This window comes from Mycobacterium sp. NGS51, from assembly GCF_059812525.1.
In genome coordinates this window covers 106,992-133,604 of sequence record NZ_JCALCV010000003.1, presented here as the reverse complement: position 1 = coordinate 133,604, position 26,613 = coordinate 106,992, and the positions used below count along the sequence as shown (strand labels likewise).

Here is a 26,613-nt window from a genome sequence, read left to right as displayed (position 1 = left end):
ACTCGCGGCCTGAGAAGCTGAGCCTGTGCCACAACTCCAACCGCTTTATCTGCTGGCGGACAGTCAGTTGCTGTTTTGGCAGTGTCGCGACCGATTGCTCCTCGAAACTGCCCTCGATGGGCTGGCTCGGGACACCCCGCCCAGCGCCGCATACATCGGCGCCTCCAACGGGGATAATCCCGAGTTCTACGGCATCTTCGAGGCCGCGGTGGACGCCACCGGAATCACCGATCGTCGCATGATCGAGTCGTCGTTCGGCCCTGAGGACCGCGCTTTCCTGCAGCGCGCCCAGTTGATCGTCCTCGCCGGCGGCGACGTGCGCCTCGGCTGGGATACGTTCGAGAGAACCGGGATGAAGGATGCGATCCTGGACCGCTACGCGAAAGGCGCGGTTCTGTTTGGTGTTTCAGCCGGGGCGGTCCAGCTCGGACGCTATGGAGTCGTCGAGACCCCGAAATCACCCACAATCGAGCTGCGCGAGTTCTTCAAGCTCGTCCCGCTGGTCATTGACACACACGACGAGCGAGCCGAGTGGGCGCGACTGTCGCGCACGATTCATCTGTTGGAGGGAGCGGCCACCGGACTCGGAATCCCCTCCGGTGGCGGAGTCATTGTGCATCCGGATGCCACCATCGAGCCATTGCGGCGACCCGCCCACGAATTCCGTTTCGAGGACAATCACGTCACGCAAGCACTGCTGTACGCCGAAGAGGACACTTGACCGACCGCTGAAGCACGGCTGAACGGTGCGACTGCCTGGACGACGCCGCGGCTTTACTCGACCTTGACCGCCTGTTGAATCGCCCCACCGACGATCAGGACGTGAGTACGCTTCAAGCCGTGGAACTGGGGGTTTTGGGACCTCTCCAGGTCCGGCAGGACGGTGCGCCCGTCCCAATTCCGGGCGCGAAACCGCGCGCCATCCTCACGATGCTCGGGCTCCACGGCGGTTCGGTCGTGCCCGCCGAAACGTTGATTGAACTTCTTTGGGGCGACGATCCCCCGCGCACCGCCGCCAAGGCTCTGCAGACCCACATCTCGTCACTGCGTCGCACCTTGGGCGACGGCTTCGTTTTGACGGAGGGCATGGGCTGGACCCTCAGCACGACCGCGGTTGATGCCTCGCGCTACAAACTGGCCACCAAAGCGGGCCGCGACGCCGCGGCCGTCGGCGACATCACTCAAGCCGTGGCCCGCTTCGAGGAGGCGCTGACCCTTTGGCGCGGAATCCCCGAACTGCCCGACTCGCACCGGGGGTTGTCCGAGAAGACGCGCTGGATCGAAAGCCACGCCGCGCTGGTCGAGGACCGGGCCGATGCGCTGCTCGCGACGGGCCGGGCCGCCGAGATCGCCGGCGAACTCGAGGCCGCGGTGGCCGACGCTCCGCTGCGCGAAAGACGCTGGGGCCAACTGATGCTCGCCCTCTACCGTGCCGGCAGGCAGGGCGAAGCGCTGGCCGCATACCAACGGGCACGGTCGCTGCTGGCCGACGAGCTCGGGGTCGACCCCGGTCCGGAACTTCGCCGGCTCGAGGCTGCAATCGTCGCTCAAGATGCAGCGCTGGATACCCCTGTGGCACAACAGCTTCCATCGGTGATGCGGGCCGTCACGTTTCTGCTCACCGATATCGAGGGTTCAACCGCCGCTTGGGAAGCTGACGCCGGCGCCATGGCGGCGGCGCTGGCCCGGCACGACGAGCTCGTCGAACAGGTCGTCACGTCCCGCGGCGGACGACTGATCAAGACGCGCGGCGAGGGCGATGCGACGTTCTCGGTCTTCGAGCGGCCGTCGGCGGCAGCTGCGGCCGCTATCGAATTGCAAGACGCGATCACCCACGAGCCGTGGGCACTGCTAGAGCCCATGCGTATTCGGGTGGCGCTGCACACCGGCGAGGTGGAGCTGCGCGACGGCGACTACTTCGGTCGGGCGGTCAACCGTGCCGCGCGCCTGCGGTCGCTGGCGGTGGGCGGCCAAATTTTGTGCTCGGGTGCGACCGCCGAACTCGTCATCGACTCGCTGCCCGACGACGTTGTGCTCGCCGACCTGGGGATGCGCCAGCTGCGCAACCTGGCGCGCCCCGAGCACGTGTTCGAGCTTCGGCTGGAAACCGCCGAGCGACCAGAGGAGACCCCCGAAACCCCCATCGAGCGACCCGACCTTCCTGCGATATTGACTGGCCCCGGGCCGTTCGTCGGGCGCGGCCATGAACTCGAACGACTTCTGTCGGCATGGCAGACCGCGCTTACCGGGAGCACGCGCGCGGTGCTCATTGCCGGCGAACCCGGCGTCGGCAAGACCCGCCTTGCCGGCGAATGGTCGCGACAGGCTCACCAGCAGGGAGCGGTCGTGCTGTACGGGCGTTGCGACGAGGATCTCGGCGCGCCCTACCAACCGTTCGCCGAAGCCGTGCGTTCGGTCGTGCCCTGCCTCGGCGCCAGTCGACTGCGAGGACTGCGCGGCGTGGAAGCGCTGCTGCCATTGGCGCCTGGGTTGACCGAAGTCGTACCCGACCTGGCAGCGCCGACCCGCGCCGATCCGGACACCGAACGGTATGCGCTTTTCGACGCCGTCGTCGCACTGTTGCAACTCGCGTCCACGAGCGCGCCCGTCGTCCTGATACTCGACGACCTGCACTGGGCGGCCAAACCCACACTGCTGTTATTGCGGCATCTCCTGCGCTTCGGCGATCAGGCTCGCGTCCAAATCGTCGGGACGTACCGCAGCACCGACCTCGACCGCTCCCATCCCCTGGCCGCGATGCTCGCCGACCTGCACCGTGACGGCACCGCCAACCGCCTTCAACTCACCGGCCTCGATGAAGACGACGTGAGCGCCTACGTCGCCGAGTCCGGGTATGACGACGAAGAGCTCGCTCGGGCATTGGCGTCCGTCACCGGTGGCAACCCGTTCTTCCTTATCGAAGCATTGCGCCATGTGGACGAAAGCGGCGGCGTGTGGGACCCGAGCACCTTGCCACAAGGTGTCCGTGAAGCCGTGAGCCGCAGACTATCCCGGCTTCCCGTGGAAACGAACAAGGCCCTTGCCGCGGCCGCGGTCGTCGGCAGTCGATTTGCCCTCGACCTCGTGGAGCGAGTGGTCGACCAGGATCTGGTCGACGCCTTCGACGAGGCGTGTAAGGCCGGCATCGTCATCGAAGAACCCGGCGGTCGATATCGGTTCAACCATGCCATCGTTCGGCAATCGCTGCTTGCTGAGCTGGCGTCCGTGCGCCGCATGCGGCTGCACCAACGCATCGCCACCACGCTGGAGAACGAGCCCGGCGCCGACGACGAGCTGCTCGCTGAGCTGGCGCATCACTACTTCGAATGCGCCTGGGCAGGAAACGCGGCCAAGGCCGTCCTCTACTGCCGGCGTGCCGCGGACCAGGCGATGGCCCGGCTCGGCTACGAGGGCGCCGCCGATCTCTACGATCACGCGCTGCACGCGCTGGAGGAGATCGACGAGGAACTGCCAGACCGCGACGAGCAGACCGCCGAGCTACTTATCGCGCGCTGCGAGGCGCTGCTGGCCGCAGGTGATGTGGCATCGGCAGCGGGTGCTGTCGCGCAATTGCAAGAAGCGACAGTCGATTCCGCGCGGTTGGCGGCATGGGCGACGTGCTTCCACGGCCAGCTGTCGATGCTGATCCACCCTGAGCGATTAGATGAGGTGGCGACGGCAGTAGGTGCGGCCGCCGAGAAACTTGCCGAACTCGACGACGCGGCCGGAGAAGCCCAAGCGCACACCGTGCGCGCCGGATGCCTCGCCCGCCTTGGAAGAGTCGGCGACTGCGAAATCGCCCTGGACGAGGCTCTTACCGCGGCGCGACGTGCACGTGAACACCGTCGGGTGAACGCTGTGCTGGCAGGTGCGCCGCTCGCGGCGCTGTGGGGCCCGAATCCTGTTCCGCGCGCGGGCGGGCGGTGCCTTGACGTGGTACGGCTGCTGCGAATCACGACCGACTCGCCTGCGGTCGAGGCGACGTCGACGCGATGCCAATCCGTGCTGGAGGCCTTCCGCGGCCGCGCCGAAGCAGCTCGACGAATGATCGACTCGGCTCGGCGCACGGTCACCGAACTCGGCCTCCGCCATGCTCTGCTCGAAGTCGAGCAGTTTGCCGGCATCGTCGAGCTGGTTGTCGACGATCCTGCTGCCGCCGAGCCGCACCTGCGCAAGGCCTACAACGGTTTTCGTCGCATGGGACTCGATGCCGATACCGCTGAGACTGCGGCCCTTTTGGGTCGCGCGTGTCTCGCGCTCGGGCAAGATGTCGAAGCCGACGAATTGTGTTCGGAAAGTGAGCGTCTCGCCGGGCACGCCCTGAAGGCGTCGATCTCCTGGCGCACGCTTCGAGCGCAGCTGCTGTCACGCAGCGGCGATCATGGTGAGGCCCGGCGCGTCGCCGAGGCTGCGGTCGCTCTGGCCGAGCGCACCGATGCATTGGTCGATCACGGTGATGCGTGCCTGGCGCTGGCAACGGTTTTGAGTGCTGCCGGCGACACTGCGGCGGCGCGAGGGGCAGCCGAGCGAGCAGTCAACCTGTATGAACGGAAAGGAGCTGCGGCACTCGCCGAAAGGGGACGCGGCATTATCGGAGAACGCATCTCGCAAAGCGCCACGACGCCACTCGAAGCGCCCGTTGTAGAGCTCGACAATGCATGCGCACGTGTGGGCCAACGCGTCATAGCTGTTATTCATAGCGAGGCCTGGGATGCGCTCGAGGAGCTGTATGCCCCTGAGGGCCTCGTCGAGAGTCGTCGGAAGATCGTCGGCTTCACGACCGACCTCCCACCGGCGGACTGGGCACATCAAAGCAGGCGAGCTGTTGAGACACGCGCGGTCCGGTTCGACCAAGTCGTTATCGCCGTGCGAGGCGAGCGCCTGGCGCTCGCTCGAGTGGTGGTAGGCAGTGCCGACGTGAGCCCTGGAGCGCCGCGCGACGAATTTCTCTCGCTACTCGGCATCGACGAGGAGGGGCGAATCGCGCTGCAGGTGTGGTTCGACGTCGAAGATGTCGACGCGGCGCTCGCCGAACTCGACGCCGCCTACGCCCGGTTCAAGGAAGAAGGCCCGCCAGAGCGGCGGCTCGATAACGCCTTAAGCCGAGCGGCAGAGCGCTTTTCGTCGTGCTACGCAGCCCGCGACTGGGACGCCATGGCGGATGTGCTTGCCGATGACCTGGTTGTCGACGATCGCAGGCGAATGGTGAACGCGGGGGTTCGGCACGGCCGGGACGCCGAGATCGAAGATTTGCGTATGTCCGTCGAGGTCGGGTTCACGACCATGACCTCGGTCGTCATGGCGACCCGCGGAGAGCGCCTCTCCCTCAATCACTTTTCGGTTCACGCTCGGCAGCCAGAAGAGTTGGGAGTCGAAGCACTTCATGTCGCCGAGTTCGACGCCGACGGGCGCATCGCGGTATTGGTCATATTCGACCGTGACGACTTTGACGCCGCCATCGCCGAACTCGATGCGCGGTATCTCGTCGGCGAGGCGGCAGCCCATGTGCACACATGGTCTACGATCACGGCCGCGTACGCGGCAGTCAACCGACGCGAAGTCCCCGCCACGACACAAGATTTCGCGAGCATCGACCACCGTCGCGGAGCAGCGGGCCCTCCAGGTGGCATCATCGCGTACATCCAGGCCGCATGGGATGACATGGCTGGCAGGATCTGCATCGAGACTGTGCATCGGTTGGATAGCCTCGGTGCCGTCGTCAGCCATGCCGCGCATGGGATCTCACAGGAGGGCCTTGACGCCGAGTGGCGGATGATATGCATCTTCACTGCCGAAGGCGACGCCCTCAGCTGCTGTGAGCTGTTCGACGAGGCAGACGTTGACGCCGCGCTCGCCCGCTTCGACGAACTGTGTCGGCCTGCGCCACGATTGGAAAATGCGGCAAGCCAAGTGGCCGAACGCTTCCTCGCGCAATTCGCAGCCCGCAACTGGGGCACCATGGCGACGATGCTGGCCGACGACTTTTTTAATGACGATCGCCGTCGGGTGGTGGGCTCGGGATTCCGCGGCGGTCGAGACGCCCAGATGGCAAACATGCGGGCCATCGCCGACCTCGGGTTCACGAACGTGACGTCGACCGTTATTGCGACCCGCGGGAGGCGCCTCATCCTCACGCGTCTCCGCTTTTCGGGCAGCGAGCACGGGCCCGAGGAATTTCTCACGGAGTTGCTCGCCGTCGGCGAGGTCAATGGCGACGAGCGAATCGTCGCGTTTGTGTCGTTCGACCTCGACCACTTCGACGCCGCCGTTGAAGAACTCGACGCCAGATACCCGACCGGCGAGGCGGCCGCCTATTCACACTCGTGGTCAGTCGTAGCGCAGACGTACGCCGCAGCGAACAGGCAACAACTCCGACTGACGCCCGACTGTGTGAGCATCGATCACCGACAAGCAAGAGCGTTTGCACCCGGTGAATTGACCGAATACATGCACGCGACGTGGGACCTCGCGCCAAACGTCAAGGGCTACGTCGAGACCGTGCATCGGTTGAGCCACATCGGCGCTGTCGTCACTCACGTGGTCCGTGGAAGCTCGCAAGAGGGCTTCGACGCCGAATGGCGGGAAGTTCTCCTGGGCACTTTCGACGGTGAGCTGATCAGCCGTTGTGAGCTGTTCGACGAGGCAGACCTTGACGCTGCGCTCGCACGATTCGACGAACTGTGTCGACCGGCGCCACGATTGGAAAATGCGGCAAGCCAAGTGAGCGAGCGCTTTCTGGCGCACTTCGCGGCTCACGAGTGGGACGCCATGGCCGAGCTATTGGCCCACGACTATTACCTCGACGATCACCGAAGTGTGGTGAACGCCGGAGTCCGGCACGGTCGAGATGCGGCTATTGCAAACATGCGCGCTGTCGCCGACCTCGGGATCGCGAACGTCATCGTGACCGTCATTGCGACCCGCGGGGAGCGCCTTGTTCTCACCCGCAGTGTCTTTTCGTTCCGGGATCAAGATCCTGAGGCCTTCTGCGCCGAGCAACTCGACATCGGGGAAATCAACTCAGATGGGCGAGTCGTGGCGAACGTCTCGTTCGACGGCGACGACATCGACGCCGCCATAGCGGAACTCGACGCCCGATACCTCGCTGGTGAGGCTGCCGCCCATGTGCACACCTGGTCGCTCGTCGCGGCCAGCTACGCCGCGCTCAACCGTCACGAGCTCCCCTCGACAACCCCTGACTGGGTGACCATCGACCACCGACGGGAGACAGCGTTCGGGCCCGGTGACGTGACCGCATACATCCAAGCCGGGTGGGACGTCGAGCAAGACATCGATATCTACGTCGAGCAAGTGCATCGGCTGAGCAACATCGGAGCAGTCGTCACATACGCGGCGCAGGAGACTGCGCAGGAGGGCTTGAAGGCTGAGTGGCGCGGGATCGCGGTTTTCACGGTCGACGGCGACATGATCAACCGCACCGAGGTCTTCGATGAAGCAGACCTTGACGGCGCGCTCGCGAGGTTCGGCCAACTCAGCCGGCCGACACCGCGGCTGGAAAACACCGCAACGCGTGTGTGGGAGCGCCTTTTTTCGTACGTTGCGGACGACGACTGGCAGGCCGTGGCTCAAATATCAGCCGAGAACGTCGTCGTCGACGATCGCCGACGGGTGGTCAACGCCGGGACCCTGCATGGTCGAGATGCCAACATCAAAGATGCGCAGGCAACCGTCGGTGTCGGTTTCACGATGACGATGGTGGGCACCTCGGCAACCCGCGGCGGGCGCCTCGCCCTGACACGAGTTCGCGTGTCGGGCCGCGACCCCGAGGCGATCCAAAACGATGCCCTCAGCATCGTCGAGGTCGACGCCAGCGAGCGGATCGCGGCGGCGGTCGTGTTCGACCTCGACGACTTCGATTCGGCCATCGCGGAGTTCGATGCGCGGTACCTCACGGGCGAAGCGGCAGCGCACGCGCACGCGTGGTCGGTGATTGCGCGGGCCCAGGCCGGATTCACCCAGCACGAACTCCCCGCGACGACATCGAATCCCGTTTTCATCGATCATCGACCGCTCGTAACGAGTGACGCGGTTGATATGGCCGCTCATCTTCGTTCCGTCTGGGACCTCATTCCGGACGTCAGCGTCTACATCGAGGCAGTCCATCGGCTGAGCGAACTCGGAGCCGTCGTCACCCAGACACTGAAAGGAAGCTCGCGCGAGGCCTTTGACGCCGAGTGGCGGATGATCAACATTTTCACAGTCGAAGGTGATCTGATCAGCCGCTGCGAAACCTTCGATGACACAGACATCGACGCCGCGCTCGCTCGCTTCGAAGAACTGCACCAGCAGCCACCGCGATTGGAAAACGCGGCAAGCCAAGTGGACCAACACTTCTGGACCTCCTACGCAGCCCGCGACTGGGACGTCATAGCCGAGTTGCTCGCCGACGACGTCTCCACGGACGATCGCCGTCGGGTCGTCAACGGCGGGGTCCTGCACGGTCGAGATGTTCACATCGAAAGCATGCGAGCCCTCGCCGAGTTCAACGCGCGCATGACGTCTGCCGTCATTGCAATCCGTGGGGAGCGCCTCGTTCTTACCCACTTGAACCGTAACCTGCGCGACGGGGAGTTCGGCAGCGAGCTGCTTTACCTTAGCGAGATCGACGACGACCATCGGATCACGGCGGGCGTCTTCTTCGATGCCGCCGACATCGACGCCGCTTTCGAGGAGCTCGACGCCCGATACCTCGCCGGTGAAGCGGCCGCCCCCGCGCAGACGTGGGCCGTCCTGACACGGGCGTACGCCGCACTTAACCGGCGGGGACTCCCAGCAACGACGCCGGACTGGGTAAACGTCGACCACCGCCGGGGGACAGCCTTCGCGCCCGGCGAGATGACCGCATACATCTCTGCCGCGTGGGAAGACCTCGAACAGGATCTGCATGTCCACATCGAGGCTGTGCACCGGCTGAGCAAGCTCGGAGCCGTCTTGACACAGGTGCTGAAAGGGACCACGCAGGAGGGCTTCGAGGCCGAGTGGCGGACGATCAACCTCTTCGGCGTGGACCGCGACCTGATCAATCGCTGTGAGCTCTTCGACGAGGCAGATCTCGAGGCGGCGCTCGCGCGCTTCGATGAACTAGAGCCGCGGGCACCGCAGCTACAAAACGCGGCAAGCCAAGCAAATGACCGGTACTTTGGGTACTTCCGGGCCCGCAACTGGGCAGCGATAACCGAAATCCTGACCGACGACAGTTTCGTCGACGACCGCCGTCGCGTGACGAGCTCCGGGTTCTGGGACGGTCGCGACGTCGTGATCGCAAATCTGCGAGCCCTGGCCAATGCGGCACCCATGCCGCCGACCGCTATCGCGACCCGCGGGGCGCGCCTTGCCCTCACTCATATCAGTTCCCCGAACCGCGACCTGCGGCAGGGGGAGTTCAGCAGTGACATGCTCATCATCGCCGAGATCGACACCGACGAGCGGATCACGGCGCAGCTCGCGTTTGACCTCGATGACGTCGACGCCGCCTTCGACGAACTCGATCGTCGGTACCTCGCCGGCGAAGCAGCCGCCCACGCGCACACGTGGTCGGTCATTGCGGGGGTGTACGCCAGCTTCAACCGGCACGAACTTCCCGCGACGACACCAGACTGGATCACCGTCGATCACCGGCCACTCGCCACGTTCGAGTACCGCGACCCGACCGCATTCTTCCGCGCCACATGGGATCTCACGCCTCAATCCAGCATCTACATAGAAGCTGTCCATCGACTCACCAATTTTGGTGCAGTCGTTACCCATGCGGTTTACGGGACTTCGCCGGAGGGCTTCGACGCCGAGTGGCGGCAGATCAGCATTTCAACGGTGAAAGGCGAACTGCTCAACCGCTGTGAAATCTTCGACGAGGCAGACCTCGACGGAGCGCTGGCCCGCTTCGAGGAACTGCATTCGCGGACACCACGGCTGGAAAACGCGGCAAGCCAAGTCGTTGAACGTTTCCGGCAGTGCTTCGCTGCCCGCGACTGGGACGCCATGCCAGAGTTACTGGCCAACGACGGTTTCACCGACGACCGTCGTCCGGTCGTGGGCATTGGAATACGACGCGGCCCAGCGGTCATCATCGCGGACTGGCGCGCTGTTGCTGATACCGGAACGAAGAACGTGACGTTTACGGTGATTGCGACGCGTGGAGCGCGCCTGATACTTGCGCGACTTCGCTTCGCCGGCCATGACCAGCGACCCGAGGCGTTCCGTACCGATGTGCTGGGCATCGTCGAGATCAACGCCGAAAACCAGGTCGCCGCGTGCATGATGTTCGATCTCGACGACATCGATACCGCATTCCACGAACTCGATCGTCGCTACCTCGCCGGCGACGCAGCCGCCCACGCACACACCTGGTCGGTAATCGCGCGGAGCTATTGCGAGACCAGTCGGCACGAACTTCCCGGCATGACACCGGATTCGGTTTTCATCGACCATCGAGCGGTCTTAACGACTGAGCAGGAGCATCTGGCCGGATATCTTCATAGCCCGTGGGATCTCATGCCGGACATCAACGTCCGCATCGAAGCGGTGCATCGGCTGAGCGGCCACGGAGCGGTCATCACCCAGGCTGCGCATGGAACGTCGCGGGAGGGCTTCGACGCCGAGTGGCGGGCAATCGTCATTGGCGTAATCGAAGGCGACCTCTACAGCCGCGTGGAAGCCTTCGACGAGGACGATCTCGACGCCGCGCTCGCCCGCTTCGACGAGTTGCAAACACAGGCACGGCAGTTGGAGAATGCGGCAAGTCGGGCAAATCACGGCTTGTTTGCCTATTCCGCGGCCCACAATTGGGCGGCGATAGCCAAGATCTTGGCCGACGACAGTTTCGTCGACGATCGCCGTCGCGTGATAAATGTCGGGTTCTGGGACGGCCGCGATATCGTGATAGCAAACATGCGAGCCCTGGCCGAGGGCCTCGCGAACGTAACCTTGACCGTCATTGCTATCCGCGGGGAGCGCCTCGCCCTGACTCGCATCTGTTCCTTGAACCGCGACCCGCGCGATGGGGACTTCGGCGTCGAGATGCTCGGCATCGTCGAGATCGATGCCGCCGAACGCATCGCGGGCTACGTCTTCTTCGATCCCGACGACATCGACGCTGCCTTCGCGGAACTCGACGCTCGGTACCTCGCCGGCGAAGCGGCCCCCCACTCGCGCACCTGGTCGGTCGTGACGAGGGACTACGCGGCGATCAACCGACATGAGGTACCCACGACAACGCCGGATTGGGTGAACATCGACCATCGGCGCGGGATAGCTTTTGCGCCTGGCGAATTTCCTCAATACCTGCGTGCCACTTTTGACGTCTCGCCAGACATCAAGATTTACATCGAGGCGGTACACCGGCTGAGCGATCTCGGAATCGTGTTCACGCACGCGGCATATGGGACCTCCCAAGAGGGTTTCGACGCCGAGTGGCGAGAGACGGCAATTCTGACCGTCGACGGTGACCTGGTCAACCGCTGTGAGATGTTCGACGACACCGACATCGACGCCGCGCTCGCGCGGTTCGAGGAGATCGGCCATCCGGCTAGCTGCCCTGACACATTTGACGAAGTCGATGAGTAACCGAGGCCGGTTTAAAGAATAAACAGAATGGCGTTGAAAACACCTCAGCTGGCCAATGTTTCAGCCAACATGCGCGCGAACAACGCGGTGACTGGCCCATGGTCTCCGACGAAGTCCGGCGGACGACCCATCGAAGCGTGGCCCGCGCGACCGTACGCGGTGTTAGCAGGGCGTGGCCTGACGCGAACAAAGGCAGGAAGCGAATAGCGCAGCGCGATGAAATTCGCCCAACCACGCGCAGTCCGGCCATTGCCGTTCGCAAAAGGATGAAGCCGGACCCATTCACCGTGTACCCGTGCAGCGAGCAGAACGACTGCCTCAACGGCTTCACCCATCGCAGGGCGCACTCCCGGCTCTAGCGCCGAATCCAACTGCCGGATCCCTGCTTTAATTTGTGCGACCAGAGTAGGAATCTCGACCGCAAGATCCTTAGAGTAGACGCCGACCTTCTCCGTTAGCCCGTCCGGCTGAAGACGTCCGACCCCTACCTCATAGCCGACCAACTCTTCAACCGTAGGATCGCCACGAAAGTGGCCGACATACCCGGCGACTGGCACACGGCAATCCTCGTAGAGCCGCGTATGCCAGTTCAGAACCTCGGCAGCACCGGGCACCGTTGACCAATCGCAGGCCCCATAAGCGATAGATCGGATTAGCGCCGCGGCATTCTGTCGGATCCGAGCGAGATCGTCAGGCGAATCGTCGTTCCACGCTGGTTTGGGCAACCAGGCTCTCTAGGTCTGCGCCGAGTCAGCTTGAGCCGAGTCGAATGCGGCCATAACCCCGAGACGGTCGGTTTCGCCTTCCGATTGACTCACGTCTTCAATGTCTATCGCACGCGCCTGCAACGGCTCGGCCAATCCCTCCCCCTCGGCGAAGTCGCCAAGACTGCGGTCGACAACTTTGGCGTACTCCGCATCGGTGAGGTTGCCGATGCGCTCGGCAGCGCGCTCGAGGTCATCGACAAGCGTGGCTCCGCGCAGGAGAACTTCGTGGGCGACAGCTTGCACGATTAGCTCGTTTTGACTGATTTTCTCGCTGGCAGCGACCTCACGTACCAGTTCCCGAAGGCCTTGGCTAGGCAGGCGTAGGGGGAAGACCTTCATAAAACACATCCTTCTCCCGCTGCAGAGTGATGTCAAATGCTCGATATGATATCAATACGCGCGAGCTTCAACCCAGCCACAAGCCCGCCTCCCCGCCCGTAGGTTGAGTGGAGCTACCGTGCCGCGGGTGTTCCAGGGGAGGTTCGATGTCGCGATCGGGTGGAAAGACTGTGCTGATCACGTTCGGCCGGTCATTTCTGGCACTCCATCTGGCCCGCTTGATGGGCGCCGCCGGACACGATGTGCTGATTTCGGATTCGGTGCCCTTCCCGATCACCAGATTCTCGTCGTCGGTCAAGAAGACGTTCCGCACGCCACGACCGACGTTTGAACCTGTCGAGTGGACGCGGGCCATAGCGAACATAGTTAGCGAACGGGGCGTCGACCTGGTGGTGCCGATCCACGAGGGAACCGAAATCCTCGCGAACACCATCAAGCGACACCCCGACCTGTTCCCGGACGGCTGCACGTTGTTCTTCTCCGAATTCGAACTTGAGGCTCAGCTGGAGAACAAGTACGAGTTCCAGGCGGCATTGAAAACGCTGGGCATCCCAACCCTCGACTTTGCGCAAGTCCGCAACCAAGAAGAGATAGAGGCGCTGGATTTCGACCAGCCCTTCGCGCTCAAGCCCGTCTACTCGCGTGGCTCGCAGGAGATCCACAAGGTGCGTCCCGGCGAGGTGCCGCACGACCTTAGTTTCGACGCGGGAAATGCGTGGATCGCGCAGGAGTGGGCCGACGGCACGAACTATTGCTCGTATTCGGTCTGCCACCACGGTCAGATCAAAGCGCACGCCGCATATCCGGTGCGCTACGCGATCGACGGCACGTCGTGCCTGACGTTTGAGTCTGTCCAGCACGACGGCATCGTCGCGTGGGTGCGCGAATGCGTCAAGGCGTTCAATTTCACCGGTCAGATGGGTTTGGATTTCATCGAGGCGCCAGGAGGGGAGCTCTTCGCCATCGAATGTAATCCACGGGCCACCAGTGGAATTCTGTTGTTCGACCCTGAAACACGGGTCGATAGGGCATTTTTCGGCGTCAACGAAGAGGTCATCGCACCCGAGGCCGGGGCGAGCAAGATGCTGGGTCCGGGGATGCTGATGTACGGGTGGCGCAAATCAGCGCTGAAGGACAACACTTTCCGCGGATTCCTGCGTGACTACCGACGTACTGATGGGGTCATCTTCGCACACAGCGATCCAGGGCCGAGCCTGGCGCTGCCGCTGGCGATGGGAAATATTCTCGCCGAGGCCATTCGGTATCGAGTGAACATCCCCGAGGCGTTCATGCACGACCACGAGTGGGATGGCGGGCCGGGATGATCAGCTAACGCGGTGCGCGCAGCAGAATTTGGTGATCCGGGCGACGCTGTCGCCAGGTCCGGTGAAGATGCCACCGTGGCCTGCGCCGTCGATCTGTGCGAATTCGGCGGCGGGGATCAGCCGAGCCGCCGCCTCGCACAGGGCCGGCGGAAAGAACAGGTCGTGTTCGAACGCCAAGACAAGGGTGGGCACGTCGATCGCGCGGAGATGTTCCGGGGCCGGTTCACCGGCGGTGATCCACTGCTGTGATGCCATCAGCTGACCCTTGAATCCTTCAGGCCCTGCCCACCCACTGTCGTAGCCGGCCGACAACATCTGCTGCCAGCCCTGCACCGTCGCCGGATCTTGCAGCATCGGCGAGTGGAGGGTGGTCAACAATTGCTCGAAGACCAGTACCTCACGCGGCACCTCGCCGTAGCGCTCGATCAGCCCGAGTTCCATCTCCCCCACCATCGCCCCGATTGGCGACGGCTGAAGTCCGGCGAACAAGACCAGCGCACCCACCAACTCGGGTCGGCTGCGCAGCAGCATCTGCGCGGTATAACAACCCATCGAATAGCCGACGACCGTGGCTCGCCGGATCTGGAAATGGTCGAGTATGGCGGCGGCGTCGCCGGCCAGGTCGGCCACTGAATACGGCGCGCCCGGCGCCGACGACGGTGACATTCCGCGCGCGTTGTAGGCGATGACCTGGAATCCCGCGTCGACCAGGGACTGGGGAAGCCCGCAAATCTCCCAGGTGATGCTCGGCATACCGAGGCCACCGACCAGCAGCACGGTCGGGCCCTGGCCGGACCGTTGCACCGCGAGTTCGACGCCCGGTTCTGCGACGACGAACTCGAACCCGTCGTTCGGCGTCGTGCCGGTGGCATCGCTCATTCGTGCAACTCTAGTAACGGGCCGGCAAGGGCTGGCGCGATCATTCGCGCCCACCGGATCTGCATCGTTTTGGCCGCAGCCGTAATACCGGTCATTACGATGATTCGACAATTCCCCCGGTAGAGGGACACCGAGGATGCAGATGCGCTTTACCTTGCGATCCCCTTCCGGCGCCGTCCGGCGGACGGCGCCCGCCTTGGTGTGTCCAGCAACATGACGGCTCCGGTGCTCGACCTCGACGGCCGTGTGGTCGACCGGCAACAGGAGTTCAGCGAACTCCGAGCCGCAGTGGAAGCGGCGGGTCGCGCCGGCGGGGAATGCGTCCTGCTCAGCGGGGTGCCCGGAGTCGGCAAGTCGACGCTCATCCAAGCGTTCGGCGCGGAGGTGTCCGGGCGAGACTGCGTGTTTGCGTACGGGCGGTGCCGGGACGGGGCGCCGGCCCCGTACTCGGCGGTGGGAGATGCGTTCGGCTCGCTGGTCCGCACGATGGAGGCCACCGGGCCGGCCGAACGCGACCGTTGGCGTACGGACATCGTCGGCGGGATGTCCTCGATCGCCGGCGTCCTCGGTGAGCTCGTGCCTGACCTGGCGCGTGTGCTCGGTGAGGCCCCGCAGGTAGCGACAGGCCTCGACGCGGCCGATGCTCGCCGACGGCTGCACCGTGCGGTCAACCGATTGTTGTCCGATACTGCGGCTTATCGACCCGTCGTGTTGGCGATCGATGACCTGCAGTGGGCCGATCGCGACACGCTGCTGCTGTTATCCGAACTCTTGACGGTGTCGCTGCGCAATGTGCTGGTGCTGGGTGCGCATCGCGCGGGTGAATTCGATGCAGGCGCAGCGGGTCTCAGTTCTGCGCGACTGCGCAGTATCGAACTCGGACCGCTCTCCAGTGAGGACGTCGAGGAGCTCCTCGCCGCGGTGTCCGGCCGGGGCGTGGAGTTGGGTGATGTGGCCGCCGAGTTCCAGCATCGGACCGGCGGGAATCCGCTGCAGGTTCGACAGCTCCTGTACCGCGCACAACGCGAGGGCGCGCTCACTCCAGTCGGCGCGGGTGGACGCCCCAGTTGGGACCTGCGCGTCCTTGCGTCGATCGAGGTCACTGCCACGGCCGCCGAATTCCTCGGCCGCTACCTCGACCAGCTGCGTCCGAACGATCGGGCTGTGCTGAGTTCGCTGGCCTGTATTGGCGGCGAGTTCGACCTCGACGACGCCACTGCGGCGGCCGCGGAGCCGCCCGACGTGGTGGCCCAGGCACTCTGGGCGTGCCTCGAGCTTCGTCTGCTCGAGGCCGTCGACAGCGGCGGCAGGCGGATCGCCAACGCGATCAGTCGGGACGCCTGGTACCGCTTCAGCCACGATCGCGTGGCGGAGGCGGCACGCGACGGACTATCCGATGCCGCTCAACGCGAAACACACCTGCGGATTGGTCGACTGCTGGTCGAGCGGGGCGACGATCGGTTGTTCGAGGCCGCCCGCCACGTCGGCATCGGCGGGCGTGGGCTGCCAGACGATGCCGAGCGCGTTCAGTTCGTCGATGTGCTGCGGCGCGCGGCGCTAAAAGCGAAGGCGCAGACCTCGTTCCCGTTGGCGCTCGCATACTGCCGCAATGCCCTGGACATGCTCGGCGAACAGCGTTGGGCCACTCACTTCGCCCTGACCCGCGAGCTGCAACTCGATGCGGCGGAAGCCGCGCTGCTGGTCGGTGACGTGGCGGCGCTACACGTGTTGCTCGACGAGGCGGAGCAGGTGTTGCACGAGCCGGCCGACCGCGCCCGGCTGGCCTACCTCCGGGTCAAGGGCCGGGTCGCACAGAAACGTCTCCAGGAGGCGCTCGACATCGGGCTGCGCGCACTGGACGAGCTGGGCGAAACAGTGCCCGCGGATGCCGGCAAGCCGCGGATGGCCAACGCGCTGGTTCGGATGAGGCTGACAGCGCGCCGCTGGAGCAACGAGCGGCTGCTTGAGTTACCGCAGTGCGATGACCAGCGGGTCATCGCACTGCACCGGATTCTTGCCGAGCTGTGCAATATGGCGGTTCTCGTGCGGCCTAACCTCTTGCCCTTGCTCGTGCGAAAGCAATTCGATCTCACGTTGGCCCACGGCCATACGCCGTCCTCGCCGCTGGTCATTGCCGGTTACGGGATTGTGCTCGTGCTGCTCGATGACCACGCGGGCAGTCAGCGCTTCGGCGAGGTCGCCATGCTGCTTGCAGAGCGCCCGGAATTCCGCCAGGCGAGGCCGCAGACGGTGTTCATGTACCTGGGCTACATCCGCCACTGGCGCCATTCCATCCAAGACGGCTTAGGCGAGCTTCGCGATGCGGTCGAGGAGGCACTCGACCAGGGCGACCAGGAGAACGCCGGGCTGCTGGCCGCGACACTGCTCTCCCAGTCGTTTTGGGCCGGTCGTCCGCTCCCGGAGATCGATGCCCTCGCCAGCTCCCTCATCCCCCACATCCGTTCCCAGCCCGTGCACAGCGCACTTTGCCAGGCCATGCAGCAGCTTTCCCTCAACCTGATGGGCCGAAGCGCCGATCCTTTCCTCCTCGCCGGCGAGAGCGGTTACGACGAGCGAGATGTGCTGCCGGCGGCCCGCAATGAGGGCGATGAGGTGGCCATGGGTGTAGCCGCGGCCATGAAGCAGGGCCTGCACTTCTGGTCTGGCGACCACGCCGGTGCGGTCGCCGCCACGTCAGAGGCGATCGAGCATATCGGCGGTTTGGCCGGCGTTGCGGCCTCACAACTCGTCTACATGATCGGCGCCCTCAGCATGATCGAATGCGCGCCGCGGGACCGCTCTACCGCCCGCTTCGTGCGCCAGACCCTGGCCTCGCACCGAAAGTGGGCGGCGGGCGCTCCGGAAAACTACGCCGCGCCGTATGCCCTGATCCGAGGAGCCTGGGCGCGAGCACACGGCCAACACGCCAACGCAGACCGCTACCTTCACCAAGCGATCGAGCTTGCCGAGGAGAACCGGCTGCCAACGATTAGTGCGCGCGCCCACGAGGAGGCCGCCGCCCTCTACGCCGAGACCGGTCGAAAAACACTCCGCGAACACATGCTGCGGTCGGCATATCAGCGTTGGCTGAACCTGGGTTTCGGGGTGCGCGCGGACTGGCTAGCGCGGGAACACTCTTGGCTACTGCGACGCGACCTCAAGACGGGTTCGGCTGGGATCGACCCGGTCGGCGCGCATCAGCTTCTGCGCGCGTTGTCGGGCGCGCGGACCTCGGACGGGTTGGCCAACATCATCCTGGGCTCCGTCGCGGATACGACTGGTGCAGGCCGCGTCTTGTTCGTCACCGGCGACGCGGAAAACCCGACGGTCCGGGCCGTCGGTGATCATGGCGACATCTCGATCGTGGACGGGCCATGGACCGAGGTCGCCTATGACCGGGATATCGTGCGCCGCGTGATCGACGGTGGCTCTTCCGTCGTCGTCGCCGCGGACCGTCGGAGGCCGGCGACCCTGGCTGTTCCAATAACGCTGCACGACAGAACAATCGGCATGATCTACGCCGAGCAAGATAAGTCGGGCACCAATTTCGGCACTGCCCACGAGGAGGCAGTGACCTTCCTGTGCGAACAGGCCGCTGCGCCTTTGTGGAACTTCCAGCTCGAGGAACGGCTACGGGTCGCCGACGAGCACCGGCAGTCCCTCATGGACGTGCAATCGAAATTTGTGCCCAACGAACTGCTGCGCATCCTCGACATCGACGACCTTCGGCGCGTCCGCGCCGGTTACCGCGTCGAACGCGAGATGACGGTGCTGATCAGCGACATCCGGGGCTACACGACGATGCTCGAGGACATGGACGTCGCGGAGGCGAGCAACTTGGCGATGGGCTTTCTGCGGGCAGTCGAGCTTCCGATCATCAGTTACAACGGCATGATCCAAGACGTGCGCGGCGATGAGATCGTCGCCGTCTTCGACTCGGAGCCCGACGCCGTCCGGGCGGGATTGGCCATGCTGCGCTCCTTGCATGAACACAACCGGGAGCGCACGGCACTGGGCTCCGAGGAGCTGCGGGCGGGCATCGGCATCAACACCGGCGCCGTGGGCGTCGGGCTGGTCGGCGGCGTTAACCGCATGGTGCTCACCATCATCGGCGATGCGGTGAACCTGGCCGCCCGCATCGAAAGCACCAACAAACGCTACGGCTCTGCTCTGCTGATTTCCGACCGCACCTATAGTCGCCTCGATCATGCGGAACAGTTCGATGTCCGTCGTATGGAGCGCGTCATGGTGGTCAACCGGCGTCGGCCGGTGACGATTTACGAGGTATACAACGAGGATTCGGCTTCTCTGCGAGCCGCGAAGCGCGCAGCGCAGCCCGCTTTCGATGAGGCCTTCGCGCTGTTCGACGGCGGCGATGTCGACCGGGCGCGCGCCGCGTTCGAACGATGCCGGCAATTGTTGCCCGACGACCCGGTAGCAACGCTGCACCTGGCGCACTGCGATGCGGTGGCTCGCGGCGAGATGACTCCTGGTCAGGAGATAGCGCTCCTGAACAAGTAATCCAATACTCCATTTTCAAAAACTGCGCAAAGTGCTATTCGATTACCGATTTCGTCTGCCATGATTTTGGTCGGCAGTCAGGAGGGTCACAGCCATGTACCTAAGCGGTGAGCGGTTGGCCCTTGCCAACCAGACGGTCAAAGAGACGTTCGAGCAGTCCAGCATTGCCTGGCAGGCGATCCCACACTGGGACACGGGTGACCCTAGCCAGACACAGGTGCCCAACGACAACGTGACCGCACCCGCATTCCTCACTCTCACGTCGGTACCTATCGACTTCCAGGTGACGCTGGCCGCGGCGATCTCGCCCAAACCCGACGCGCTGCTCGCCAGCGTGATCGTCTACACCGTCAAACTCGCTGCGGCGGTCGACGATGCGGTGTTCCCGGCACTCCGCACCAACGCCCCCTCCGCGACAATCAAGGCACCGGGGAAGACCGCAGAGATCCTGAACGGCCTCATCGATGCCCGAACGCTGGTCGAGCAGGGCGGCTACCCGGCACCGTCGTGCTTCATCACGGACACGGCGGGCCTCCAACTGCTCAGCGCGTTGGTCAACGGAAACCCCGGCACCAATGTGCTGTTGCCTCCGGCCAACATCAACTCGCTCCAGCGCGTGGACACGCTCGAGAACCCGAAGGCCAAGGCGGTGGGATACCTGCTCGGCCGGCGCCAGCGGATCGCGCCCGCAGGCGCGGCGGAGGCCTCCGCGGGTGAGGAAGCGCTGGACCTCGCCGTCAGCGTTCCGCCCAGCCTCGAGGTCGTCGGCGACACACCCAACAACATGGTCCAACTCAGAGTCCGCCTCAGCTATGTGTTACGGGTCAAGGATCCGAGCGGATACGCCGTCGTCCTCAATCCGTAATGACCTCGACCTTGCCTCAGGCGCGCTCACTCCCCGTGGCGCCGGGCGCTCTCGAGGAGTATCTCGCCATGTGCAAGGACGCCTGCGACGGCGAGATCGACCGGCTGTACGGTCCGGGCGAGTGGGAGTCGAAGGGGCTTTACGAGCTGATCCTCGACTACCCGATGCGCGGCGGGAAAGCGCTGCGGCCCGCACTGAGCATCGCGACGTGCCTCGGCCTCGGCGGCCACCTCGAAGCGATACTGCCGACCGCCGCGACGCTCGAGCTCTACCACAACGCGTTTCTCATCCATGACGACATCGAAGACGAATCATGGTGGCGGCGTGGCAAACCCACGCTGCATGTCGACCATGGCGTGCCGATCGCCGTCAATGTCGGCGATGCCATGCTGTCGCTGTCGCTGCAGCCGCTGCTCGACAACGTCGAGCGCGTGGGGCTTGGGCCCGCGTTGCGCATCCTGCGGGCCGTCGCCACGATGACCCGCCTGACCGTCGACGGCCAGGCGCTCGAGCTCGAGTGGGTGCGGTCCAACGCCTGGCGGCTCGACGACGCCGACTACTTGAAGATGGTGGAGCTCAAGACCAGCTGGTACTCGTTCATCACGCCGCTGCAGGCGGGCGCGATCGCGGCCGGCGCCGAGCCAGCGCGGTTGGCGCCGTTGGAATCCCTCGGGCGGCATCTCGGAGCGGCATTCCAAATCACCGACGACCTGCTGAACCTGCGCGCGGATCCCGAGGAGTACGGCAAGGAAATCGGCGGCGACCTGTGGGAGGGCAAGCGGACGCTGATGCTGTTGCACGCCTTGCGGTGTGCAGAGGGGGCCGAGCGTGATCGGGCCGTGCAGATTCTGTCCCGGCGCCGCCCGAGCGCCAACGGCGAGTTGGGCCTGACCGAATTGCTGGATCGACTGACCGCGCGCGGCGAGTTGTCGCAGTCCGGGCGGGCCGAGATCGAGGCTCGACTGCAGGGCCACCACCCCTCGGAGCCCAAGAGCCTCAACGACATTCGCTGGCTCTACGAACTGATGCACCGCGTCGGCTCGCTCCAGCACGCCCGCGACGTCGCCTCCTGGCATGCCCGGGAGGCGGCCAAAGTGCTGGCAAGTCTGGACTGGTTCCCGCGCAGCCGGCACCGCGACGTGCTTTGCGATCTGGTGGACTACGTGCACGGGCGAACCCGATGAACCCCGAAGCCCTGCTCGCCATGCTGGCCGAGTTCGAGCGGATCCGCGAGCTCACTCTCAACCTGATCGAGCGGCAAACGCCGGGATTGCACCCGGTCCCGCCCGACGAGGCCGGCGACGCGGAGCGCAGCGTGTTCGACCTTTTGCTTGGCACGCGCCGTGCGGTCCTGGGCAACCCCGCGGCCGCCCGGAGGCTGCACGACCTGCTCGTCGCCGAGGGCCGTCGTTACGCGAACACCCCCCGTGGGGCGCGGCTGCGCGACGGACTGGTCGCCTCGGAAGCGGTGGAGAACCTCCGACGCGTGTGGGAGATGGTGAGCCTCAACGTTCTCGACGGTCCCGCCGCACCCAACGCCGGCCCCGACGCCTGGGCCGAACTGTTGGCCGACGTCGTCGTCGGCGGTGGCTTCGATGACGCCGTCCTGGATCGTCTCCGGCCCGAGGGTTTCGTATGACACTGACCGATCCCCGCGAAGCGCTCGCCGACCAGGCCGATTTCATCGGCTATCTGCTTGGCCTCGCCGGGCTGGCCCGGGTGGTTCACACCCTGGCCGCCGACGGGGACCGCCGCGCCGCCAGTCCCCGCGACCCGGACGACTTCGTGCACGCCCTCCTCGGGCTTGCCAGCATCGGCGCGGCGATCGAGCGACTCGCCAATACCGCTGCGGCACAGCTTAGCCCGCCGCCCTTGGTCACGACGACGCTGCGGTGGCTGCGATGAGCGCCGTGCTCGCACGCAGCGACTTCCTCCGCGCCCCGGTGCTGGCCACCGCCCGGCCCACGGCTTTCAAGGAATGGCACCACTTCGTGGTCCACGGGCGGGGCATGCGACTCCTGATCAACTTCAACCTGACCAGCGAGGCGTGCGGCACCGGCCCGGCCCGGCTGGTGCCGCGGGTCATCGTGATCGCGCACGACGGCAAATGGACCGGCGCCGTCGAGCGGTTCGACGACCGCGCCCTCAACGTCTCGGCCGATCTGGGCGAGCTGACCATCGGCAACAGCCGGATGACCGTCTTGCCCGACGGCTACCGCGTGGCAGTAGACCTGCCCGACAAGGGCATTCGGGGCAAGTTGCACTTCACCTCGGCGAGCCGGCCGTTTGTGGTTCGCAACGAACCGGCGGGCGATGGCCGGATCAGCTGGCTCTTCGTACCGAGGCTGCGGGCCGACGGATGGCTATGCCTCGGCGGCCGCCAGCACCGCATGGAAAACGACCTCGCCTATCACGACCACAACTGGGGCCGGTTCTGGTGGGGCGAGGATTTCGGCTGGACGTGGGGCACTATTTTGCCCAGCGGACAGCGGGACCCGTGGTCGATGGTTTTCGTGCAGATAACCGACCGGAGCCGGCTGCGCTGTCTATCCCAGTCGCTCTACGTGTGGCGCCACGACGAACCTGCGGCCATCTTCCGGCACGCTGCGGTCACGACACATTCAGCTGGCCCGCTCGGCCGCGCGGCGGACTGCACGTTGCCGCCCCCGATGCGCCTGCTGCTGGACGGCGAGGTGCCGGGGGTGCCACAGCGGATCGAGATCACCGCGACGCGGGCGGGCGACCGGGTGCAGGCCGAGTTCCGTTCGCAGTCCTATGCCCGGCTGGCGCAGCCGAGTGAGGTGAGTCTCGACCGATCGACGGTGCTCTGTGAAACCAATGGGACCGCCCGGGCGAGCGGGACGATCAACGGCGAGAATCTCGACTTCGTCGGCACAGGCATATTCGAGTTCCTCTATGGCTGAACGGGTTTCGTCGCTGCTGCGGCGCTCGGTCGAGCATCTCGAGAACGAGGTGCCCGACAGTTACCGCTTGCTGGTTGCCGAGCTCGGCCCGATGGTGGTCGAGCTGAACGTCGACGGCGAGGTCTTTTCGCTGCGCGGCGGGGACCGGCTTCAGGTATCGGACGGCGCGGCAGGCATGGCCGGCGTCCGGATCGTCACCTCGCGGGGCACCATCCTCGACCTGCTCGATGCGGGAGTGGGTCTTGGCGAGGCGGTGGAGGCGGGCATGGTGAGCGTGCTGGGTGCGCTCGACGACGTCCAGCGTGCGCACGACTCGTTGCTGGCGTATGTCCACGCCGCGGTCCGGGCGCCCTCACAGCCCGGCTTGTTGTCCGAGCTGCGGGCGGGGCCGCCATGAGCGAATGCGTATGCACACCGGCGTCCTGCGTACGGCGTCCCACGGTGGCGGTCCTCGGCGCCGGGATCGCCGGCCTCACCGCCGCCCACGAACTCGCGGAGCGCGGCTTCGTCGTCACGGTCTACGAGCCGCGACGCGATGAGCGCAACGGCCTGGGATCCAAGCCGACCGAGACGACGTACCCTCCCGTCAAGCTCGGGGGCCTTGCCGCGTCGCAATATTCGACAGTGGGCACGCAGGACGGAAGCCAAGCCGAGCTGCGTCCGTTCCCGGGCCGGCGGGGCCAGCCACGTCCCCCGGGGCGGGCGGTCGCCGGCGAACACGGCTTCCGCTTCTTTCCCGCGTACTACCTACACATCTGGGACATGTTCCAGCGCATCCCGGTCTACGAGCTCACTCACGCGGACGGCTGGACGCCGACCTCGCGCACCATCTATGACAACGTCCGGCGGGTGATCACCCAGGGCGTCACGGTCGACGGCAAGCCGTCCCTTGTCTTTCCCCGCGAACTTCCGCGCAGCGGCGCCGAATTTGTCGGAATCCTCGGCCAACTCGCGACGGTGGGCATGACCGCCGGCGACGTCACAACCTTCCAGAGCCGGATGCTGCGCTACCTCGTCACCAGTCCGCTGCGCCGGGCGCGGGAACTGCAAAACGTGTCCGCCTACGACTTCTTCGTCGGACACGACAGCAAGACCGGAACCAACCAATTCTCGTACACGCCAACGTGCGACGCGCTGCTGCGCCAAATGCCAAGGGTGCTGGCCGCATTCGACTCGCGCTGGGGCGATGCGCGCACCAACCTCAGCACTTATCTGCAGCTGTACCTGAACATGGACCGCACCGACAACAAGGCCGACGGAGTGCTCAACGGTCCCACCACCGAGGCGTGGTTCGACCACTGGTACCGCCACCTCGTCGCGCTCGGCGTCAGCTTCGTCCACAACGCCGCGACCCGTCTCGACCCGCCCGCCTTCGACGCCACTCAGCCACCCCACCTCAGGCCGCGGGTGCAGATCACGTTCGCCGACGGTACGCGGACAACACCGGACTACACGATCGTCGCCGTCGACGCCCCGGCCGCCGAATACATCACCACCGCGCTGCGCGCGGGCGGAACCGGCGGCACCGTGGTCGGGCTGGACGGTTTCACCACCTTCGCTCCCCCGCCCGACGGACCGCTGCAGCCCGCGTCGACGCGGCCGCGACAACGCCGAAATCCCTACGCCATGGACGCATTGGGCCGGGTACCCTGGGATCGGTTCCAAACGCTGTGCGGCATCCAGTACTACTTCGACACGGAATTCCAACTGCTGCGCGGGCACATGCTCTACGCCGACACCGACTGGGCGCTGTCGTCGATCAACCAGCAGGGCTTGTGGGAAAAGCAACCGATTCTGGACCGCGACGGCCACGTCTCGGTGCTGTCGGTCGACATCGGGAATTTCAATGCCCCGTCCCGGCACCTGGGCAAGACGGCCCGCGACTGCACGCCCGACGAGATCGCCGCGGAGGTGTGGCGCCAAATCGTTGCCGCGCTGACGGGAAACGTCGAGGCCCTTGGCGAGGAGGTGATGCCGTGGCCCGCGTGGTACGCGCTCGACCGCGGCCTGGTGATGGCCGTCGGTCCGGGTCAGGGCCAGGGCCCCGCCGTTCAGAATGAGACGCCGTATCTCGTTCCGATCGTCGGGGACTGGACCAACCGGCCCAGCAGCGACCCGTGGAACCCGCACGGAACGTCGTGGAGCAGCGCGCCGCCCGAGGACTGGTGGCTCGAAGACCTCCAGCAGCGCAACGTCTGGCAGGCCCGCCATGGCGGCTATCAGGTGCACAACAATTCGGTTGTGTTCGCAGGCACCTGGAACAAAACGTTCACCCGGCTGACTTCGATGGAGGCGGCGTGCGAGTCGGGACGGCATGCCGTCAACGCCATCCTCGACCACTACGTCTGGGTCGAGTCGGGCGGTGTCGATCGCCGGGAGAAGACCACGCTGCGCTGGGAATTTCCCTTCGGCTTCCTCGATCAGGGTCTGTCGAGCCCGATTCGGCTGCCGACACCGGCCGGTGACTATTGCTACATCTTCGACATCGAAAACCGCGAGCCCGCCGACACCCGGGCCCTGCGCACGCTGGACTCGAAATTTTGCCAAGAGTCACTGCCCCATCCGCTGGACATCCTGGCCGGATGGAGTGCCCCCCTGTTCCCTGTCCCCCCGCTCGCTGGAGGTTAAAAATGTTCACGCCGACAAGCGATTACACCCAGCAGCTGTTCGCCTATCTGCAGGCGTGGCGGCAACTGCTGGAGCAATGGACCCCGGGCATGACGGCCGCGCCGTCATTCCCCACCGCGCCGCTCATGATGCCGGTGGTGCCGTTCATGCCACCACCAACCGCCGCCCCCGTCGTGCCGGTGCCTCCTGCACCGGCCGACTACGCGCAGCAACTGTTCAGCTATCTTGCGGCGTGGCGGCAGTACCTCGAACAGATGACGGGGGCGACACCGGTATCGCCGCAGGCGCCGGAAGCGCAGCCGACCGCCGAGTCCGCCGACGGCGGTGGCACGGCCCAGAACGTGCGCCCGCCGAACGTGCCGATTCCACCCGCGGACGACACCGGCAGCAAGAGCGCCCCAACCGCCACCGCCCGCAAGGAAACGAACCCGACATGGCCGCCGCCGCTGTTGGATCTAGGCCCCGGCAGCGAAATTGGGAGTCAAATCGTCAGCATCGACGTGCCGGGGGCCGCCTCCGGCCCCTTCGACCGCGGACCGGAGGCGCCCCAGGTGCTGAGCCCGCCGGAATACGACTTCGGGTATCAATTCGAGGGCCCGCGCCGGAGGACTGGCGCCGGCCCGGCCGCCGCATCGGTCGTGCCCGTGCACGTGACGCCGGAGCCGGCCACCCACCTCAATATCACGGGCACGCCATTTCGCAGCGTAATCGAGCGTGCACAGTCGGCTTCAGCAAGAACTGGCGAAGTCCGTGAAACACCCTCGCCCTGAACGATGAGCAGG

General features: G+C 65.4%; 13 protein-coding genes and 1 pseudogene. 11 read left to right on the top strand and 3 right to left on the bottom strand.

Translation table 11 applies throughout. The annotated features are described in order from the left end of the window. Positions 1–25 precede the first annotated feature (25 nt). Positions 26–721, top strand: coding sequence for a Type 1 glutamine amidotransferase-like domain-containing protein (locus tag AC5Y5W_RS04950; protein WP_500008959.1), 696 nt, complete (start codon positions 26–28; stop codon positions 719–721). A gap of 119 nt (positions 722–840) precedes the next feature. Beyond that, positions 841–11,583 carry a BTAD domain-containing putative transcriptional regulator gene (locus tag AC5Y5W_RS04945; RefSeq protein WP_500009099.1) on the top strand — a complete coding sequence of 3,581 codons (10,743 nt, stop codon included), beginning with the start codon at positions 841–843 and terminating at the stop codon, positions 11,581–11,583. Between the two features lie 44 nt (positions 11,584–11,627). On the opposite strand, the gene AC5Y5W_RS04940 is transcribed toward AC5Y5W_RS04945, so the two are convergent. Beyond that, positions 11,628–12,197 (bottom strand): Fic family protein, encoded by a 570-nt coding sequence (locus tag AC5Y5W_RS04940; protein WP_500009098.1) that lies wholly within the window; start codon positions 12,195–12,197, stop codon positions 11,628–11,630. A 120-nt stretch (positions 12,198–12,317) separates the two neighbouring features. Continuing rightward, a complete protein-coding gene (locus tag AC5Y5W_RS04935) occupies positions 12,318–12,689 on the bottom strand; it encodes a hypothetical protein (protein ID WP_500008958.1) in 372 nt (123 codons plus the stop codon). A gap of 146 nt (positions 12,690–12,835) precedes the next feature. Between AC5Y5W_RS04935 and AC5Y5W_RS04930 the strand changes: the two genes are divergently transcribed. Next, positions 12,836–14,014, top strand: coding sequence for an ATP-grasp domain-containing protein (locus AC5Y5W_RS04930; RefSeq protein WP_500008957.1), 1,179 nt, complete (start codon positions 12,836–12,838; stop codon positions 14,012–14,014). Here AC5Y5W_RS04930 and AC5Y5W_RS04925 read toward each other — a convergent pair whose 3' ends face one another. Continuing rightward, entirely contained in the window at positions 14,015–14,893 is an 879-nt protein-coding gene (locus tag AC5Y5W_RS04925; RefSeq protein WP_500008955.1) for an alpha/beta fold hydrolase, read from the bottom strand. It abuts the gene before it with no gap. Positions 14,894–15,118: 225 nt separating this feature from the next. Here AC5Y5W_RS04925 and AC5Y5W_RS04920 point away from each other — a divergent pair, with 225 nt between their 5' ends. The 8 genes and pseudogenes from AC5Y5W_RS04920 to AC5Y5W_RS04885 all read left to right on the top strand — a co-directional run bounded on the left by AC5Y5W_RS04920 (position 15,119) and on the right by AC5Y5W_RS04885 (position 26,601). Further along, on the top strand, positions 15,119–19,414 hold the full coding sequence (locus tag AC5Y5W_RS04920; protein WP_500009097.1) for an AAA family ATPase: 4,296 nt from the start codon (positions 15,119–15,121) through the stop codon (positions 19,412–19,414). A 94-nt stretch (positions 19,415–19,508) separates the two neighbouring features. Next, positions 19,509–20,279, top strand: a complete 771-nt coding sequence (locus AC5Y5W_RS04915; protein ID WP_500008954.1) for a hypothetical protein — start codon at positions 19,509–19,511, stop codon at positions 20,277–20,279. After that, positions 20,279–21,463: a polyprenyl synthetase family protein gene (locus AC5Y5W_RS04910; RefSeq protein WP_500008953.1), complete on the top strand. Its 1,185-nt coding sequence runs from the start codon at positions 20,279–20,281 to the stop codon at positions 21,461–21,463. Before AC5Y5W_RS04915 ends, AC5Y5W_RS04910 begins: the two co-directional genes overlap by 1 nt. Then, positions 21,460–21,918: a hypothetical protein gene (locus AC5Y5W_RS04905; protein ID WP_500008952.1), complete on the top strand. Its 459-nt coding sequence runs from the start codon at positions 21,460–21,462 to the stop codon at positions 21,916–21,918. The genes AC5Y5W_RS04910 and AC5Y5W_RS04905 overlap by 4 nt, the downstream gene beginning before the upstream one ends. Further along, positions 21,915–22,184 carry a hypothetical protein gene (locus AC5Y5W_RS04900; RefSeq protein ID WP_500008951.1) on the top strand — a complete coding sequence of 90 codons (270 nt, stop codon included), beginning with the start codon at positions 21,915–21,917 and terminating at the stop codon, positions 22,182–22,184. Before AC5Y5W_RS04905 ends, AC5Y5W_RS04900 begins: the two co-directional genes overlap by 4 nt. Beyond that, the gene (locus AC5Y5W_RS04895; protein WP_500008949.1) at positions 22,181–23,203 is read left to right on the top strand and encodes a hypothetical protein; all 1,023 of its coding nucleotides are present in this window, start codon (positions 22,181–22,183) and stop codon (positions 23,201–23,203) included. Before AC5Y5W_RS04900 ends, AC5Y5W_RS04895 begins: the two co-directional genes overlap by 4 nt. Next, complete coding sequence (locus tag AC5Y5W_RS04890) at positions 23,196–23,600, top strand: SCP-2 sterol transfer family protein (RefSeq protein ID WP_500008948.1); 405 nt, start codon at positions 23,196–23,198, stop codon at positions 23,598–23,600. The genes AC5Y5W_RS04895 and AC5Y5W_RS04890 overlap by 8 nt, the downstream gene beginning before the upstream one ends. After that, positions 23,597–26,601 (top strand): annotated as a pseudogene (locus AC5Y5W_RS04885) (FAD-dependent oxidoreductase). Before AC5Y5W_RS04890 ends, AC5Y5W_RS04885 begins: the two are co-directional and overlap by 4 nt. Positions 26,602–26,613 lie beyond the last annotated feature (12 nt).

Coding starts and splice junctions, on each gene's coding strand:
- AC5Y5W_RS04935 (WP_500008958.1), bottom strand. CDS start 12,689: ATGAAGGTCTTCCCCCTACGCCTGCCTAGCCAAGGCCTTCGGGAACTG.
- AC5Y5W_RS04900 (WP_500008951.1), top strand. CDS start 21,915: ATGACACTGACCGATCCCCGCGAAGCGCTCGCCGACCAGGCCGATTTC.
- AC5Y5W_RS04890 (WP_500008948.1), top strand. CDS start 23,196: ATGGCTGAACGGGTTTCGTCGCTGCTGCGGCGCTCGGTCGAGCATCTC.
- AC5Y5W_RS04895 (WP_500008949.1), top strand. CDS start 22,181: ATGAGCGCCGTGCTCGCACGCAGCGACTTCCTCCGCGCCCCGGTGCTG.
- AC5Y5W_RS04925 (WP_500008955.1), bottom strand. CDS start 14,893: ATGAGCGATGCCACCGGCACGACGCCGAACGACGGGTTCGAGTTCGTC.
- AC5Y5W_RS04915 (WP_500008954.1), top strand. CDS start 19,509: ATGTACCTAAGCGGTGAGCGGTTGGCCCTTGCCAACCAGACGGTCAAA.
- AC5Y5W_RS04910 (WP_500008953.1), top strand. CDS start 20,279: ATGACCTCGACCTTGCCTCAGGCGCGCTCACTCCCCGTGGCGCCGGGC.
- AC5Y5W_RS04930 (WP_500008957.1), top strand. CDS start 12,836: ATGTCGCGATCGGGTGGAAAGACTGTGCTGATCACGTTCGGCCGGTCA.
- AC5Y5W_RS04905 (WP_500008952.1), top strand. CDS start 21,460: ATGAACCCCGAAGCCCTGCTCGCCATGCTGGCCGAGTTCGAGCGGATC.